The organism is Anaeromassilibacillus sp. Marseille-P3371 (assembly GCF_900169665.1).
Classification (GTDB): domain Bacteria; phylum Bacillota; class Clostridia; order Oscillospirales; family Acutalibacteraceae; genus Anaeromassilibacillus.
Genome location: NZ_LT835157.1, coordinates 3,394,247 through 3,411,092, shown reverse-complemented (window position 1 = coordinate 3,411,092; position 16,846 = coordinate 3,394,247). Strand labels below are relative to the sequence as shown.

Genomic DNA, 16,846 nt, shown 5'->3' with positions numbered 1-16,846 from the left:
CTGCGCCCGATGTTGTACGACAACTTCTACAAGGAGTTGGAACCCAATGGCAACGAAAAATGGGTCAACGATGTGACCCAGGATAATACAACGGGCCTGGACGACGAGGATTATGCGCCGGTGCCGGCATACTTTAAGCCGGTGGTTATCAAAAATGAAGGCACACTGCCGGCAAAGGTAAAGCTTTCTTTGGAAGCAGGCGATGGCTGCGAAGCAGGGGAGCCGATCCTGACGGAAGACAACATTACGATCAAGCAGGACCCCGAAAAGATGCAGGATTGTGCAAACCGTTTGGCGCCGGTCCTGAAAGTGTTTGTTTACAAGCTGGTGGGCGAAACCTGGACAAAGGTTGAGGATGTCAACCTGAACACAGCGTACGACGAGGCTAAGGCAAATCCGGACAAAGTAGCGTCGGACAACACAGCGAAAGAGACGAACAATACATACATGACGGCGATGCTTCCGGCCCAGGGCACAGCGACCTATGTGATCGCGGGCTATCTGCCGGAGACCGTGAACAACGCCTATCAGGGCCAGCATTTCCACGGCAAGCTGGTGCTGAATGCTTACCAGATGGACGACACCGGCGCTGGCAAGCCGGACGAGGGCGGTTCCAGCTCGACCGATCCGGAGGACCCGGACCGCTTCGAGGACAACGTGACCATCGAGTGGCGTGAAGGAACTGCGGAAGGTGACCTGGTACAAAGCCAGAATGAGACCGTAAAGAGCAATACTACCATTGCAGCTGTGAACTATGATGCGCCGGAAGGCTATGTGTACAGCCCCGAGGCGGCAGAACAGAAGACGGATGTAGTTGTGGATGAAAAGACTGGCGAAGCGACGCCAGGCAAGGTTATTTTCACGGTGGTGCCGGAAGAGGCGAAAAATGTAGAGATCACGGTGAAATATGAAGCGACGTTTGATACGGAGGACGAAACCGATGACCGTGAAGTAAAAACAGCCACGATTTCTCTTGCGGCTCCGGGAGAATATACCCTTGTGACCGGGAACACTGCGCAAGGAAGAGTGGCGAGAAACAACGGGAATGAACCAAAAGAGATTACGATTCCTGCACCGCCTGCGGGCTTTGCGTATGACCCGGCAGGTCAGACGGTTTCTGTTCAGGTAGATGCAGAAGGGAATGTAACACCGGAAGAAATCATCTTTAAGGTGCGTTCAGAAGAAGCGAACGTTGTGATCCGTTATGTCGATCAGGCGTTAGTGGGGAACGATGCGATTGTGGATAGCTATACAGATACGGTGGAAGCTACCATTGGGCAGAAGTATACCTATTCCACAGATACGCCTGTCGTAAAAGATCATCTTCCGGAAGGTTATGAATTTCCAACGCCAGGGGCTTCTGTGACGATCAAATATTTGGACGATTTTAGAGACGAAGATAATACAGTGGATGGCAAGCGTGTAGCATATGTCTCGTTTGTGGTGAAGAAGGCAGAAGGCGGTGATCCTAGCAAAGATTACGATTATTCTGTAACGGTTCAATATAAGGAAGGAGATTCCATTCGACACACAGAAACAGTACCATTTACTGTTAAAGGGGACGTCACTTCTTATACCATTAATGCCGATTTGAGCTGGGTCAAAAAGTACGATAACGACTATGATAGTCAAACTGGCCAGACACAGTCCCGCTATATGTTAGCTAGTGGGCAGAGTGGTAGCCAGTCTGTTACATTAGATCCTGTAGCAGGGACAGCGACGCCAAATCCAGTTGTATTTGAGCTGCAGACGGGGCTTTACAAGTCTGGTGAGGGTTCTCCTGAAAATCCTTATGTTGTTAGCAGTGCAGTTCAGTTTGATAATATCCGCTGGAGTATAAACTCTCATTTTGTACTGGGAGATTCGATCAATTTAGGGAACAATGAAAATCGAGGCTATTTCTCGACAATCGGTTTGGGAGTAACGGATACTCCTTTTACCGGTTCGTTGGATGGGAACGGACATACAATTTCTAATTTAAAGATTGACTATGGAACAGAATATGGGTGGATTGGTTTGTTTGCTGCTAATGAGGGAGAAATAAAAAATTTGGTTATTGAGGACCCATATTCGTCTGGTGCCAGTACCGTGGGTGTAGTTGCCGGTCTCAACAAGGGACTGATCGAGAATTGCCACGTTGTGAATGGAGGAACGGTGGAAGGCTTGGGAAGATCTACCGTGCAGACAAGTGGCCGCATAGGCGGTATTACGGGGGAGAACCAGGGAACCGTGCGCAATTGTTCTTCCTCTGTAGAGGCAGTAGGATATATTAATGTTGGCGGTTTAGTAGGTATTAATTTTGGCACGATTGAAGGGTGCTATTCAACTGGTGGTGTAAATTCTGCGTCATCGACGGCTACGAGCAGTCAGTTAGCTGTTCAGTATGTTGGCGGCCTGGTTGGCAGCAATCAGCGTGGAGCGACCATCGAAAATTGTTACAACAACACGAGCCAAAATGTTGCAGGTTATAGTGGCGTCGGCGGTTTCATTGGTTATAATGCAGGGACCGTAAAGAATTGCTATTCCAGATCGACTGGGAGCGTATTGTCTAATTCAAATGGGATAGCGCATCGTTGCATTGGCGCAATTGACGCGGCGGCAGGAGCTAATCCGATTGCGACAAATGTCTATTATGAGTCCAATTTTACAACTTCAAATCGCAACAAAGGCATTAATAAAACAGCGGCTCAGCTTCAAAGTGGAACTCTGACAGGCATTCAAGGAAATAATGCATGGGTTTGCGAGAGCGGATCTTATCCGAAGTTGGCGTGGGAAGTTGCATAATTTCGAGAATTTTGGTAATCGATTGGAAGGCCCTGGCGGGAATTATATTCCCGCCAGGGTTTTTTACGTCTATTGGGCTGAAGGGCGCCTCGAAGAGAAATGAAGAAGGGAATGCACCCTCTATTTCCCAAACTTTATGGGAAATAGAGGGCGTTCCTTGTTTTGCCGCCGGGCGGCCGGTATAATGGGGCTGGAACCTTAAATGGAAATGGGAGAGGAAAGGCGGGCGTTTATGAAAAAAGGAATTGGGATTTTCTTGTGTTTGACGATGCTTTTAACTGTTTTGGGACCGATGGGGGCGGGAGTTACGGTTGCCAAGGCCGCAGAAGGCGATCTTCCGGAATCCTATTATGTACAGCCTCCGGTGGGGGAATGTTCGTCCTGTGGGGCGCCCCTGTTTGAGCGGGAAGGCGATTGGGCGGAGGACAGCCGGTGTTACGCCTGCTGGGCTTCGGACAGGAATAAATGGAGTATCATTCTTTGGACGCCGCCTCAGCCATATTGTACGCACTGTGAGAATTCTACCCTGGGGAATACCTCCGGCCTGTGCGACGACTGCATTATGGCGGGATGCGGCGAACATACCCAAACCGTTGTTGTCAAGGATAAAGCGACCGGGGCGCCGTTGAAGGGCGCGACTGTGATGGGAGGGGTGCTGGGACCGGCACAGACGGATGACTCTGGAAAGGTCTCGAAAAGCGACCCGCATATGCACCTCAATGGGACCACGGATGTGCTGGTCTCCTGCGACGGATATCAAAGCCGGAAGCTTCCTGTAACCATCCGGGAACTGGCCGAAACATTGACTGTAGAGCTGGAACCCTTGCCGGAAGTGTTTACCATCCCGATAGATCCACCAACCTTTGTGGCAGAGGCCTATGGTCCGGTTCTGCTGAACGCGGAATTGCAGCTGGAATCGCTTCCGTTTCCCATTAAGGCCGATCACTTGCTTTCCAACGAGGTGACGCTTACGCGGGATAAGCAAACAGGAGACTATAAAGGATCGTTCAAGCTGAATGGGCTGGCGGAAATGCTGTTTCAGGGAAACGTGTCCGTTGCGGGGGAGGTTGTGGCCCGTTGGAACGAGGACCAAGCCCAGTTGGAGCTGGTAAGCTCGGATGTAACAGCTTCCATCAAGCTGTCGCAGGATTTAAGTTTTCTCTTTGGGGGCGTCGATGGCGAGCTTACACCGCAGATTCGGCTGGTAAGTTCCCACGAAGAGGACGGTTCCCTGCGCTTAGTGCCAGCGATCTCCTGCTCGGGGTCCGCCTACGCCTATTTGGGGAAAAAGTTTGAACAGGGGATCACCATAGGAAAGGTAAAATTAAAACTGGGCGCCGAGTTGACCGGCGGCGTCAACTTTACAATGCGGGCGGACTTGGCTAACGGCGAGGATGTCCTACAGGATTTTGTGCAGTTGGGCGGAAACCTGCGTGCGGTGGTAAAGCTATTGGGATTCGAGCGCACTTGGGAAGGATACTACTGGCAGTACTATCCGGTGATTTCTGATGAAGATGGCGATACCTATGAAATGCCCAAGCCTGTGGACCGGTTCCCAGGGCGGAGTGAGACAGGGACGGCTGGAGAGGACAGCCAACAGTTTCATCCGGACGCGGCACCCTCGATCCCCACCGAAGAGGGCGCTCCAGTGGTGGAAGACGCGGGGGATAATGCGGACCCGGTGTTCGTACCAACGGGCAGTGGCTCTGTTTCATCCGGCGGTTATACGGGTCCGGCAGTGCTGTTTTGGCTGGAAGATGCTTCTGATCGCGCGGATATAAACCGTTACCGGCTGGTTTATTCGGTATTTGATGGCCGGCGGTGGAGCGATCCTGTACCGGTTTACGATGACGGAACCGCGGACTTCGCCCCGCGGGCAGTGGTATCCGGCGGCGATGTGTACCTGCTTTGGCAGAATGCTGACCAAGAATTTTCCGGAACCGTCGATTCCTCCGAATATGCGCGTTCGATGGATCTTTATGCTGCGGTGCTTCGGGATGGACAGGTACAGGAAGTGACAAACCTTACAGAAGGAATCGAAGGGTACTGTGGCATGCACAACCTGGCCGTAGTGGATGGAAAGGTTTGCGCCGGTTGGCTGGTAAACGACCGTGGAGATCTTTTGTTCTCAGAAGGGCAAAATCGCAGCTATCAGGCTGTTTATGAGCAGGGGACCTGGCACGTACAGCCGGAAGATGGAATTGCGGATGCGCATTTTGGGGATGGGACGGCGCTACAGATGATGGTTCCGATGGAGCAGCCGGACGATGCGGATGGTATCGAGATCGCAGGGACACGCTTTTACTGCGGAGAGGATGGCTCTATTGCCTGTGAACAGCAGGGCGAGGAGCGGATTCTGGTCCCGGAAGCGAAGACTTCCTCGTTTGACGCAGTGACCAACGGGGAACTGGTATTCCTCTATTGGCTGCACGCAGGAGAAGAGGGCGCATTCCAACTGAATGGTGCATTTTATAGCCCTGAAACAGGAGCCTGTAGCGCTGTTCAGACATATATCAACCATGGAACAGCATTGCATGGGATAGAGGGTGCGATGGATAGCAAAGGAAATGTACTCATGGCCTATCAGTCATCCGAATGGACCGACACACAGCGGCTCTCCTATTCATCCAACGACCTACTGACAGCAGCCATTGCTCCACCGCAGGATATGGCGGGGGGTGGAATTCCGTGGATAGTGCCCACGGTGGGCGGAGGAATTCTTCTGGCGGCAATTGTTGTAGGGATTATATGGCTGATGCGCCGAAACCACCGGCTGCAAAAGAAACCATAAGAGCCGTTTGTGACCAAAGAAAAGTAGGAATGCAGGGAATTGGCCCGGCGTTTAGAGACTTAGAAAGCACGTAGCTTTGAAAAGGGAACCGGGGCAAGAGCCCAGGGGACAAACAAAAACGGATATGCGCTTGAAAATACAAACGCATATCCGTTCTTTTTTGGTTTTATGGGGAAGCCTCCTACAATGGAAAGCCCCCTTCTCAATAATGGATGGCGCCAAGCAACTCGTCCATCTTACTGCGCTGGGCCAGCTTACCGGTTCCATAGAGCACAGTGTCCTCAATACGGGCGACCACAAAATACAACTCGCCGTTTTCAACCGTATATTTACTATACGCAGCCGAATCCACATTTGTCGTTTTTTCGGCGGTCTTAGGTTCCCCGATAAATTCTTTGAGGCCATTGTAAGTGGTCGTGGCAGTTTCCTGATCCGCACAGACAGCAAAATCGATCTGCATATCGATGGTTTCGTCATAGGCTGTGCGTGCGGAAACATAGGTTTCAGGATCGACACTGGGAGTTTCTACAGTAAATCCCACCGCAGAGGCCTGTGTTTCGAACTCCTCTGCGGTGATGGGAGAACGTGCAGCACATCCGGTACAAAACAACGCGATGAGAACAATCCATCCAAGCATCCGGGCATATATTGTTTTTTTCAATGGTACCCCTCCTAATTTTGAAAATCCATTCTGATACAGGCCGAAAAGCGGAATGTATGCCGGCCTTTTACAAATTAAAAAAAGTCTGCCTTTTATTATACGACTTTTTTCAAATTTGTATAGAGGCAGAGGGATTTTTGTTGGCCTGTTTCGGAAGATAGCGTATAAACTTCGAAAATGAATTTATTCGCCTGCATTTTTGCCCTGTAGGTATTTTCGTAACCACGTGGGGACAGAACAATGTCCGGGAAGTCCTTTTTATAAAAGAACCTTCAGCTCCTAAAACGATGCAATAGTCAAAATTCATCGATTTCATATGGCTTGTTTAAGTATAGATTTACTGGATAATCTGCCCTGCTTGCCTATATTCAGCACAGGCAAATGCGGCAAACCATCTTGATAAGTCACTTTGCTTGCCTGTATTCAGTATAGACTAATGCGGTAGAGTGTCTTAATAATGTCTTAGGTTCGTCCCTTTGGCATGCGGCCGGCTTCTGACGGTTTATTCCTTTCGATGGATTCCCATGTCCGAAAAATTGCCCAAGCAAAACCTGCATAGTCAGGACTTTCCTGCGGATAATAAGGGCATGACACGCTTTTCGAACATGTAACAGAAAGGTCAAAAAAGGTCAAATATAGATAATCAGGAGGGAATCAACTTTGAAGGCCACAGGAATCGTAAGAAGAATCGACGATCTCGGACGTGTCGTCATCCCAAAGGAAATCCGCCGCACTCTGCGCATTCGGGAAGGGGATGCATTGGAAATTTTTACAGATGCACAGGGGGGCGTTATCTTTAAAAAATATTCGCCCGTGGGAGAAATGTCTACCTTTGCTGGGCAGTATGCAGAGGTTCTCAATAAGGTAACCAACCGGCCGGTGGTTGTATGCGACCGTGACCATGTCATTGCTGTCGCTGGCGTCTCAAAGAAGGAATACCTAGAACGCCGTGTATCGCCGGAATTGGAGGAGTATATGCAGAATCGGATGTCCTATCCGAATGGGGAGGCCGGAGAGATTCGTCCCGTGGAGGGGATCGACCGGACCGCTTGCGTCCTTTACCCGATTATCGCATCAAGCGATGTCAATGGCGCAGTCGTTCTGCTTTCCAGCGATACGCAGGAGCCAGCGGGCGAGACCGATGAAAAACTCGTTCAAGCGGCCGCCTTCTTCCTCGCAAAGCAAATGGAGGAATAAGAGTTGCTTTGGCGGGGATGGCCGCCTCAGGGGGACAGAGAGACATTTGGTCTTGTTTTGCCCCGAGGACCGTCCACCAGCCAGCTGCGACATAGGGAAGCGTTGGATACGTTCGCATAAATGGGGGATGAAGCGCGGATCATCGCAGAAAAACCGCATATCTCCGCCGCGTACCCTTGCATTTTTCCAACAGTTGTGCTACACTATACAAAGTAATATTATGTGAGGATGAAAGAGTGGGGCAACCCACTCTTTTGTTTGCATTATGAGGTGAAACGATTGGCAGCGAAAAAGAAAGGCGGCAATACCGTCGCCCTGGTGCGGCGGCTGGCAGAGCCGATTGCGCGGGATCTGGGGCTGATGCTCTGGGACGTACGCTTTGTCAAGGAGGGTGCAGACTGGTTTCTGCGCATTTTTATCGACAAGCCGGAGGGGATCGGCATCGAGGACTGTGAGGCGATGAGCCGTGCGATCAACGGACCGCTTGATGAGTTGGACCCAGTCGAGCAGTCCTATTGCCTGGAGGTCTGCTCTCCGGGGATGAACCGTGAGCTCACACGCGACGAGCATTTCGCCGCTTATTTGGGCGCGCCGGTGCAGATCAAGCTGATTCGGCCGGATGAGGACGGACAGAGGGAGATCGCCGGGATTTTACAGGATTACCGGGACAATACGATGATTTTGCGGATGGAGGAAGGAGACGAACGTTCCGTAGCCAGGAAGGACGCTTCCAGCGTCCGGCTGTTGGACGACGACTTTGGAGGGATTGAGGAATGAGCGAAGTTTTTGAGGCGTTGAGCCTGCTCGAGAAGGAGCGCGGCATCCCTGTGGACTTTATGGTGGACCGCATCAAAAAGGCCATTGTGACCGCGTGCAAAAACAGCTATGGCAACGAGGACACCGTGATTAATATGGACCCCGAGACGGGCGCGTTTGAGGTTTATCTGCGCAAAACGGTGGTTGAAGATGTGGAAGAGCCGGGCAAGGAGATCCTGCTGGAAAAAGCGCGCGACATCGATCCAACAGCGGCCATCGGGGATACAGTCAGTGTGCACCTCAATACGAAGGAGTTTGGACGGATTGCAGCGCAGACAGCGCGCAATATCATCCGCCAAGGCATCCGCGATGGGGAACGCGGCCAGATGATGCAGGAATTCCAAAGCAAGCACCAGGAACTGGTGACAGCGCTGGTGGAGCGCATCGATCCCAGAACGGGCGCGGCTACCCTTCGGATTGGCAAGGCAGAGGCCGTTTTACCCAAGAGTGAGCAGGTGGGAGGCGAGGAGCTCAAGGAGGGCGACCATGTCAAGGTGTACGTGGTGGACGTCCGGGAGACTGAGAAGGGTCCCCGTGCAATGATTAGCCGTACCCACCCCGACCTGGTCAAGCGCCTGTTTGAGACAGAGGTGCCGGAGATTTACGACGGTACTGTGGAGATCAAAGCGGTTTCCCGCGAAGCGGGGTCCCGCACGAAATTGGCAGTTATTAGCCACAATTCGGATGTCGACGCGGTTGGCGCCTGCATTGGCGCCCGCGGCGCCCGCGTTTCCAGCATTGTCAATGAGCTGGGCGGGGAGAAGATCGACATCGTGGAATACAGCGAAGATCCGGCGAAATTTATCGCTTCTGCACTCTCCCCAGCGACGGTCCTTTCCGTTGTCACGGCGGAGGACGGTTCGCACGCTTGCCGTGTCACGGTGCCGGACAGCCAGCTCTCTTTGGCGATTGGCAATAAGGGCCAGAACGCACGTCTGGCAGCAAAGCTGACCGGATGGAAGATTGACATCAAGCCGGAAAGCGGCTTTTATGGCGAAGAAGAGCCCGTTGAACCGAAGGCAGCCGGTGAGACGCCCGTAACAGCAGAGGCGGAGCCGGCCGAAACGGAAGAGGAATAAGCTTGCCGGTAAAGGAGTCTTCCAAGAGGGGAAAGAACTTTATTCCTTCTATATTGATGGGATGTGTAAGGGCACATTCACAGAAAGCTGGAAACGGCACCGCGCGTCCGATGGACGGTTCGCACCCTGCTCGGTGCAAAAGCGCTGGGGAATCACCTCCCCAAGCCGCGGTTGTTTTCATATAGATTCATCAGCGTACGTTTAAGAAATCACAGTCGGGAAGGGCGGTGTGTGCAAATGCATCAAAAGCGAATCCCCCTGCGTATGTGTGCAGGATGCGGAGAAAGCAAGCCGAAAAAAGAACTGGTCCGGGTGGTCCGTTCGCCGGAAGGCGAGATTTCCCTGGACCTTACAGGAAAAAAACCTGGGCGCGGCGCTTATGTTTGCAAGAGTGCGGACTGCCTCCGGGCGGCGCGAAAGGCGAGGCGATTGGAACGAGCCTTCTCCTGTCAGATTCCCGCAGAGGTCTATGACCGTATGGAGGAGGAGATCGGAAAATGAATGAAAACAACAAGCGGCTTCTGTCCCTTTTGGGATTGGCGCGGCGGGCAAACCGGCTCTCATTGGGCAACGATCCCGCCGAGGAAGCGCTGCGAAAAGGCCAGGCGCGCCTGGTGCTGCTGGCAGAGGACCTCTCTCAGCACACCGCAGGAGGCGTTCGGTTTGCGGCGGAGGAAGCCGGGGTGGACGTCTTGAAAACGGCGTGCACCATGGATGAAATCAGCATGGCTCTTGGAAAGCGAACCGGAGTTGTTGCAGTGAATGACGCAGGGTTCGCAAAAAAACTGCACGAGCTATGTGAAGCCGAAACCGGCGAACAAGTGGTGAAATGAGGAGGAATTTCGTATATGATGATTAAATATCGCGTTCACGAGGTGGCAAAGGACCTGGGACTCCCCAATAAAGAGGTCATCGACACCTTACAAAAATACACGGGCGAGACCAAAAAACATATGACGGCGTTGACAGAAAACGAGTTGGATGTCGTTTTCGAGGAGTTCACGCAGAAGAACCGCGTGGAGAGCTTTGACGCTTATTTTGCCGATCAGAAGGAGCCGGCAGTGACCGTGACGGCCGAGCAGGAGCCCGCGGCACCGCAACAGCCCACGGCGCCCGCCCACCCGGCACAGCCGCAGCCGAACCGGAATCAGGCGGCTCCGGCGAAAGCGCCCCAGCAGAATGGAGGCGCACAGGGACAGCAAGGCAATGCGCCGCGCCGTCCTGCCGTGAAGCCGGGAAAGATTACGCCGGTCCGTCCTGCTCCACAGCAGAATGGAGGCCAGCAGGGTCAGCAGCAAGGGCAACAACAGGGAAATGCGCCGCGCCGCCCGGCTGTAAAGCCGGGGAAGATCACGCCGGTTCGCCCCGCTCCGCAGCAACAACAGCAGAAAAAGCCCGGTGCACCCATTCCGCCTCCGCGTCCGATGCAGACCGGCGCACCGAACACCACCAATGTGAAGCGCGGGGAAGGCCGCCTGGTCGATACGCGCGCTTCCCATGTGGAATTGGATAAATACAACGAGAAGTACGACCGCCTGGCCTCGGAGAAGGTCCGGACGGAGAACATTGTGCAAAAGCAGAAGATCACCCAGCGCAGCAGCCAGTATCGCGGCAAGCCGCGCAACGCCCGCCGCGAGACGGAGGCGGAACGTTTGCGCCGCATTGCGATGGAGCGCAAGGCGAAGCCGATCACGGTCACCATACCGGAGGAGATCACAGTCAACGAGCTGGCTCTTCGGTTGAAGGCGACTGCGGCGGAGGTCATCAAAAAGCTGATGGCGAACGGCGTGTTTGCAACCGTCAACGATACCGTTGATTTTGACACGGCTTCCCTGATCGCCATGGAGTTCCATGCAAAGGTAGAAAAAGAAGTCGTTGTTACGATTGAAGAGCGTATCATCGACGACAGTGAGGACGACGAGGCCAATCTGGTCCCGCGTGCGCCAGTCGTGGTGGTGATGGGACACGTGGACCACGGAAAGACGTCCCTGCTCGACGCCATTCGCCATGCGCATGTAACGGACACCGAGGCGGGCGGCATCACGCAGCACATCGGCGCTTACCGCGTCAAGATCGGCGACCGTGATATCACCTTCCTGGATACACCGGGACATGCGGCGTTTACCACGATGCGCGCCCGCGGCGCACAGGTGACGGACATCGCGGTCCTGGTTGTCGCGGCGGACGACGGCATCATGCCGCAGACGATCGAGGCAATCCACCACGCAAAGGCGGCAAATGTTTCGATCATCGTCGCCATCAATAAGATGGATAAGCCGGGCGCCAACCCGGACCATGTGCTCCAGCAGCTCACGGAGTACGAATTGGTTCCGGAGGAGTGGGGCGGCGAGACGCCGTGCATCCGCGTGTCCGCTAAGAAGAAAGAGGGAATCGACGACCTTCTGGAAATGATTACCCTGGTGGCCGATTTGAAGGAACTCAAGGCCAACCCGGACCGAGCAGCCAAGGGCACCGTCGTAGAAGCGCGTTTGGATAAGGGCCGCGGTCCGATCGCTACCGTTCTGGTACAGAACGGTACCCTGCGCACGGGCGATATTATTGTCGCAGGAACTGCAGTGGGGCGTGTCCGTGCGATGACGGACGAAAACGGAAACCGCATCAATGAGGCGGGGCCGTCCGTTCCGGTGGAGATCACCGGCCTGGACGACGTGCCCACGGGCGGCGACACCATGAACGCCGTCTCCGACGAGCGCCTGGCCCGCGAACTGGTGGAACAGCGCCGCAATGAGCAGAAGGAAGAGATGTTCAATTCGCAGACCAAAGTCACGTTGGATAACCTCTTCGACCAGATGCAGCAGGGCGAGATGAAGGAACTGCAGATCATTGTCAAAGCGGATGTGCAGGGCTCTGTGGAGGCAGTGCGCCAGTCGTTGGAGAAGCTCTCCAATGACGAAGTGCGCGTCAAGGTTATTCACGGCGGCGTCGGCGCCATCAACGAGTCCGATGTCATGTTGGCGAATGCATCGAATGCCATTATTGTGGGCTTTAATGTGCGTCCCGATCCGGTGGCCGAGGACAATGCAAAACGCAGCGGCGTGGATATGCGCCTGTACCGCATTATTTACGATTGCATTGAAGAGATGGAGTCCGCGATGAAGGGCATGTTGGCTCCGAAGTTCCGTGAGGTCCAGCTGGGCCGCGGCGAATGCCGCCAGGTTTACAAGATCTCCAATGTCGGCACCGTTATCGGCGGCCATGTCACCAGCGGCAAAATCACCCGCACCGCCGACATCCGCGTGGTGCGCGACGGCATCGTAATCGCAGAGGACAAAGTGTCGTCCCTGAAGCGGTTTAAGGACGATGTGAAGGAAGTGGCCGATGGCTATGACTTCGGTATGACGCTGGAGAAATTTAACGACGTCAAAGAGGGCGACGTATTGGAAGCCTTCACAATGGAAGAATACAAAGAGGATTGACCGAGGATTCCCGGCGATCCAGGACGGCCGGGGGCGCACAGGTGTGCTGAGGCCGCGGAGGTGAAACGATATGCCAAGCCATAGAATGGGACGGACGACGGAGGACATCCGCAGAGAGCTCACGGCTATTTTCCGAGAGCTCAAGGACCCACGGGTACAGGGGCTGATTAGCATTGTACGCGTGGATGTGTCGAGCGACCTCTCGTATTGTACCGTCTATATCAGCGCGATGGAGGGCATTGATCACGCCAAGCAGGCGATAGTGGGGTTGAAATCTGCCTCTGGTTACATCCGGAGGGAATTGGGGCAGCGCTTGCGCTTGCGCCATGTGCCGGAGATGCATTTCAAGGCCACGGACTCCATTGAATACAGCGCAAATATTTCGAGAATTTTAAACGACCTGCCAGCTTCGAGAGAGGACGGACAGGGGAAAGAAACCTAACAAACTGCCGGGGAACCCCGGGGGGAACGCGGGGCGGCGGGGACGTGTGCGCGGTCTAAAAGACCGCGCCCGGGAATTCCTGTGGAATTTCCCGGCGGGGATTTGGAAGAATCCCCGCACGTCCCCGCTACAAGCGTTTTAAACACCTTTGTTTTGGGGCGATTGTCAGAGGAAGGGCAACGTACGGCCGCACATTGTGCTGCCTGTTGCCCGGCACAAACCCGCAGGGCAAAGAGTGTATCATGGAAATGGGCGGATGGAAACATCTGCAAACCGAGAGGGGAGTGTAGCAAACGATGATCAGCCTGGATGACGTGGCAGAATTTCTGCGCCGTGCGGACGACATCGTCATTTTGAGCCATCAGTTCCCGGATGGGGATACGTTTGGCTCTGCCGCCGCGCTTTGTATGGCCCTACAAAGCATGGGAAAGCGCGTAAAGACGCGCTGCCGCCATGCGATCAGTGCAAAATATGCCTTTATGTTCCGTGGCGTTAAGAAACAGGAATTTGAACCAAAGACGGTTGTAGCCGTAGATGTCGCGGATATCGATCTGTTGGGAGAGCCCATTCGGGAGGAATACGAGGGACATGTCGACCTTTGTATTGACCATCATGCGGGAAACCGTACTTTTGCGACATATACCTACGTGGACAGTACGGCGGCCGCTACCACGGAGATCATTTATGCACTGATCACCAAGTTGGGTGCAAAAATCACGCCGGAGATTGCGGAAGCCATTTATACGGGGATCACAACGGATACCGGATGTTTCAAATACACCAATGCCACACCGCGCACATACCGTATCGCGGCCTGTATGATGGAGACGGGGATTGACGCGGCTGCCATCAACCGGGAGATGTTCGATACCAAGACCCGTGCCCGCCTCGAGATGGAGCGCCGGGTGTTGGATTCTATGAAATTTTATTTGGACGACCGGTGCGCCGTCGTATACATCATGAGGGAGATGATCGCCGAGTCCGGCGCTTGTGAAGATGATTTGGAAGGACTGGCAGCAATCCCGCGACAGATTGAAGGGGTGCTCGTCGGGGTGACCCTGCGTGAAAAAAAGAGCGGTGAATATAAGGTTTCTCTGCGCACGCAGGAACCCGTCAATGCGGCGCAGATCTGTGCGTTATTTGACGGCGGTGGACATGCCTGTGCAGCAGGATGTACCCTGGCCGGGCCTGCAGAATTGGCCACAGAGCGGATCGTCGCGGCAATCGGTGATTATCTGGATCAAGGCAAGGGGGACGGCCAGTGAACGGCGTCCTTGTTGTGGATAAACCGGCGGACTTTACATCTTTTGACGTGGTTTCCGTGGTGCGCCGCCTCGCGGGGAGAGAAAAGACCGGTCATACTGGCACATTAGATCCCATGGCCACCGGCGTCTTGCCGGTCCTTCTGGGAAAGGCTACACGGGCGGCATCCCTGCTGGAGGATACCAGTAAGGAATACCGTGCAGAATTTGCCCTTGGTTACGCCACCGATACCCAGGACTCCACTGGGGAGGTTCTCGCCAGGAGTGGGACACGCACGACGGAAGCAGCTCTCCTGGCTTCACTTTCTCTTTTCCGTGGAAATATTCTTCAGGAACCTCCGATGTATTCCGCTGTGCGCAAGGATGGCAAGCGGTTGTATGAACTTGCCCGCCAAGGTGTCACAGTCGAGCGGGAAAAACGTCCAGTTACCATTGAAAGGCTGGAATGCGTGCGTTTTGATGAAACTGCTCAGACAGGGATTCTGGAAGTACGTTGTTCCAAAGGGACTTATATTCGTACGCTTTGCGCGGATATTGGGCAGGCGCTCGGGACATTTGGCGTTATGACTGCGTTACGGCGCACATCAGCGTGTGGTTTTTCCCTTGCGGATGCGGTTCCGTTGGAGGCCGTGCGCGCGCTGGCTGAAACGGGGCAGTTAGAGGCTCGGGTGCTCCCGGTGGATCAGCTTTTTTCGGAGCGACCGGCATTGCGTGTGTCTGCCGCCCAGGCGGTTCGCTTCCGCAATGGAGGTTGCCTGGGTCTGGAACGCACTGCATTGGCAAGGCAGAACCCTCCGGACGGCCTGCGGGTGCGGGTGTACAGCCCTGAGCAGGTGTTTTTAGGGCTGGGGGTCGTGGATCGCGGGCAGAATACGTTGAAAATACTGAAGTTGTTTGTTTGACGGCGGTTTATCGGTGCGGGCCGTGTGGTCCAGAAGACCCCAAAGGCCGTCGATTGCGGCAAAATCCGGATAGACAGAACGACAAAAGGAACAAATATATGAAAGTATACCATGATCTAACCCCGGGGGCGCCGCGGGCCGCGGTTGCGCTCGGCTGTTTTGACGGCCTGCATCTGGGACACCGGCGTGTGATCGATGCGGCCCGTGCTCCTGGTTTGGCGCCTTCCGTACTGACCTTCGCGGACCCGCTTGAAGAGCTGGGGGGCAAGTCCGGTGGGCAACTGGTTACAAAGCGCCAGAAGCTTCGTCTGCTTGAACAAATGGGCGTCCAACAGGTCTATTCCCTGCGTTTTGCATCCATTCGGACCATGAGTCCGGAACAGTTTGTAGATGAGGTTTTGGTGGGAGTCTGTCACGCGAAGAAAGTCTGTTGCGGGTTCAATTTCACTTTTGGGTACAAAGGTGCAGGCAAAGCAGAAACGCTGAAAGCACTCTGTGAGGAACGCGGCATCATCTGCGAGATTGTACCTGCGGTGGAGGTGGATGGAGAACCGGTCAGTTCCACCCGTATCCGTGCGCTTGTTGCACAGGGCGACGTGGCAGCAGCGGAGCGGCTGCTGGGCAGACCCTTTGGTTTTGACTTTGAGATTGTGCGCGGCCGGCAATTGGGCCGCACCATGGGGACGCCCACAATCAACCAGGTCTTTACGGAGGGCTTTGTGTTGCCGCGCTTTGGCGTGTACGCCTCATTGGTCCGTTTAAACGACGGCGATTATTACGGGGTGACAAATGTCGGCGTCAAGCCGACGGTCGGTGCAGACGCCCCCCTGAGCGAGACCTGGATTCCGGACTACCACGGAGAAGAGCTCTATGGCGAGAACATCCGGGTGGATTTGATTGATTTTATCCGGCCAGAGGTCAAATTCAGCGGGATTGCCGAATTGCAGAAAAACATTTTGGAAAACGCGGAAACCGCAAAAAAGATGATTGCCGCATATTTACAAAAGGGAATCCCCATGCTATAATACCCTTAGTTTTGCCCCAGTGTTGGGGAAAAGATATGGCTACCCTATTCCCGGTTGCAGGGGTAAGCCCGGTCGGGTATACCACCGGCCTGCTTCTGTGAGTATGGGCGCATGAAACGGGGATTGTTCCCCAATTTTTAGAAAAGGTGGAAAGGTACATGCTGAAAGAAGAAAAAACAGCGATTATCCAAGAGTATGCGATGCACGAGGGCGACACCGGTTCTCCGGAAGTCCAGATCGCAGTTCTGACCAAGAGAATTAACGACTTGACGGCACATCTGAAGATCCATCAGAAGGACCATCATTCCCGCCGCGGCCTGTTGAAGATGGTTGGCCAGAGAAGAAACCTGCTCAATTACCTCATGCGTGTGGACATTGAGCGCTATCGTGCGATTATTGCCAAGTTGGGCATCCGCAAATAAGAAAAGTTTGGCTGGGGCAGGCGGCATC

General features: G+C 54.1%; 14 protein-coding genes. 13 read left to right on the top strand and 1 reads right to left on the bottom strand.

Annotation, left to right across the window (positions count from 1 at the left end; genetic code table 11):
• Both B9Y59_RS14385 and B9Y59_RS14380 read left to right on the top strand, forming a co-directional pair.
• Positions 1–2,784: GLUG motif-containing protein (locus B9Y59_RS14385; RefSeq protein WP_305764612.1), on the top strand; the 2,784-nt coding region annotated here is incomplete at its 5' end.
• 232 nt (positions 2,785–3,016) lie between these two features.
• Positions 3,017–5,575: a peptidase associated/transthyretin-like domain-containing protein gene (locus tag B9Y59_RS14380; RefSeq protein ID WP_085534303.1), complete on the top strand. Its 2,559-nt coding sequence runs from the start codon at positions 3,017–3,019 to the stop codon at positions 5,573–5,575.
• 202 nt (positions 5,576–5,777) lie between these two features.
• Here B9Y59_RS14380 and B9Y59_RS14375 read toward each other — a convergent pair whose 3' ends face one another.
• The gene (locus B9Y59_RS14375) at positions 5,778–6,236 is read right to left on the bottom strand and encodes a hypothetical protein (RefSeq protein WP_085534301.1); all 459 of its coding nucleotides are present in this window, start codon (positions 6,234–6,236) and stop codon (positions 5,778–5,780) included.
• A 660-nt stretch (positions 6,237–6,896) separates the two neighbouring features.
• Here B9Y59_RS14375 and B9Y59_RS14370 point away from each other — a divergent pair.
• The 11 genes from B9Y59_RS14370 to rpsO all read left to right on the top strand — a co-directional run bounded on the left by B9Y59_RS14370 (position 6,897) and on the right by rpsO (position 16,818).
• Positions 6,897–7,433, top strand: coding sequence for a stage V sporulation T C-terminal domain-containing protein (locus tag B9Y59_RS14370; RefSeq protein ID WP_054324817.1), 537 nt, complete (start codon positions 6,897–6,899; stop codon positions 7,431–7,433).
• A gap of 270 nt (positions 7,434–7,703) precedes the next feature.
• Positions 7,704–8,210: a ribosome maturation factor RimP gene (gene rimP / locus B9Y59_RS14365; RefSeq protein WP_242967390.1), complete on the top strand. Its 507-nt coding sequence runs from the start codon at positions 7,704–7,706 to the stop codon at positions 8,208–8,210.
• The gene (nusA, locus tag B9Y59_RS14360) at positions 8,207–9,328 is read left to right on the top strand and encodes a transcription termination factor NusA (protein WP_085534299.1); all 1,122 of its coding nucleotides are present in this window, start codon (positions 8,207–8,209) and stop codon (positions 9,326–9,328) included. Before rimP ends, nusA begins: the two co-directional genes overlap by 4 nt.
• A gap of 237 nt (positions 9,329–9,565) precedes the next feature.
• Entirely contained in the window at positions 9,566–9,829 is a 264-nt protein-coding gene (rnpM, locus tag B9Y59_RS14355; protein WP_085534675.1) for an RNase P modulator RnpM, read from the top strand.
• Positions 9,826–10,161, top strand: coding sequence for a L7Ae/L30e/S12e/Gadd45 family ribosomal protein (locus tag B9Y59_RS14350; RefSeq protein ID WP_054324815.1), 336 nt, complete (start codon positions 9,826–9,828; stop codon positions 10,159–10,161). The genes rnpM and B9Y59_RS14350 overlap by 4 nt, the downstream gene beginning before the upstream one ends.
• Before the next feature lie 15 nt (positions 10,162–10,176).
• On the top strand, positions 10,177–12,765 hold the full coding sequence (gene infB, locus B9Y59_RS14345; protein ID WP_085534296.1) for a translation initiation factor IF-2: 2,589 nt from the start codon (positions 10,177–10,179) through the stop codon (positions 12,763–12,765).
• A gap of 70 nt (positions 12,766–12,835) precedes the next feature.
• Positions 12,836–13,207, top strand: a complete 372-nt coding sequence (gene rbfA / locus B9Y59_RS14340; protein WP_054324814.1) for a 30S ribosome-binding factor RbfA — start codon at positions 12,836–12,838, stop codon at positions 13,205–13,207.
• Positions 13,208–13,503: 296 nt separating this feature from the next.
• Positions 13,504–14,472 carry a DHH family phosphoesterase gene (locus B9Y59_RS14330; RefSeq protein ID WP_054324812.1) on the top strand — a complete coding sequence of 323 codons (969 nt, stop codon included), beginning with the start codon at positions 13,504–13,506 and terminating at the stop codon, positions 14,470–14,472.
• Positions 14,469–15,371: a tRNA pseudouridine(55) synthase TruB gene (gene truB / locus B9Y59_RS14325; protein ID WP_085534294.1), complete on the top strand. Its 903-nt coding sequence runs from the start codon at positions 14,469–14,471 to the stop codon at positions 15,369–15,371. Before B9Y59_RS14330 ends, truB begins: the two co-directional genes overlap by 4 nt.
• A gap of 98 nt (positions 15,372–15,469) precedes the next feature.
• Positions 15,470–16,396 (top strand): riboflavin biosynthesis protein RibF, encoded by a 927-nt coding sequence (gene ribF, locus B9Y59_RS14320; RefSeq protein ID WP_085534292.1) that lies wholly within the window; start codon positions 15,470–15,472, stop codon positions 16,394–16,396.
• A 158-nt stretch (positions 16,397–16,554) separates the two neighbouring features.
• Entirely contained in the window at positions 16,555–16,818 is a 264-nt protein-coding gene (rpsO, locus tag B9Y59_RS14315) for a 30S ribosomal protein S15 (RefSeq protein WP_054324809.1), read from the top strand.
• The last annotated feature ends 28 nt before the right edge of the window (positions 16,819–16,846 follow it).

Bases quoted from the DNA above. Each gene is read 5' to 3' on its own strand.
- B9Y59_RS14380 (WP_085534303.1), top strand. From the start codon at position 3,017: ATGAAAAAAGGAATTGGGATTTTCTTGTGTTTGACGATGCTTTTAACT.
- nusA (WP_085534299.1), top strand. From the start codon at position 8,207: ATGAGCGAAGTTTTTGAGGCGTTGAGCCTGCTCGAGAAGGAGCGCGGC.
- rnpM (WP_085534675.1), top strand. From the start codon at position 9,566: ATGCATCAAAAGCGAATCCCCCTGCGTATGTGTGCAGGATGCGGAGAA.
- B9Y59_RS14350 (WP_054324815.1), top strand. From the start codon at position 9,826: ATGAATGAAAACAACAAGCGGCTTCTGTCCCTTTTGGGATTGGCGCGG.
- infB (WP_085534296.1), top strand. From the start codon at position 10,177: ATGATGATTAAATATCGCGTTCACGAGGTGGCAAAGGACCTGGGACTC.
- rbfA (WP_054324814.1), top strand. From the start codon at position 12,836: ATGCCAAGCCATAGAATGGGACGGACGACGGAGGACATCCGCAGAGAG.
- B9Y59_RS14330 (WP_054324812.1), top strand. From the start codon at position 13,504: ATGATCAGCCTGGATGACGTGGCAGAATTTCTGCGCCGTGCGGACGAC.
- ribF (WP_085534292.1), top strand. From the start codon at position 15,470: ATGAAAGTATACCATGATCTAACCCCGGGGGCGCCGCGGGCCGCGGTT.
- rpsO (WP_054324809.1), top strand. From the start codon at position 16,555: ATGCTGAAAGAAGAAAAAACAGCGATTATCCAAGAGTATGCGATGCAC.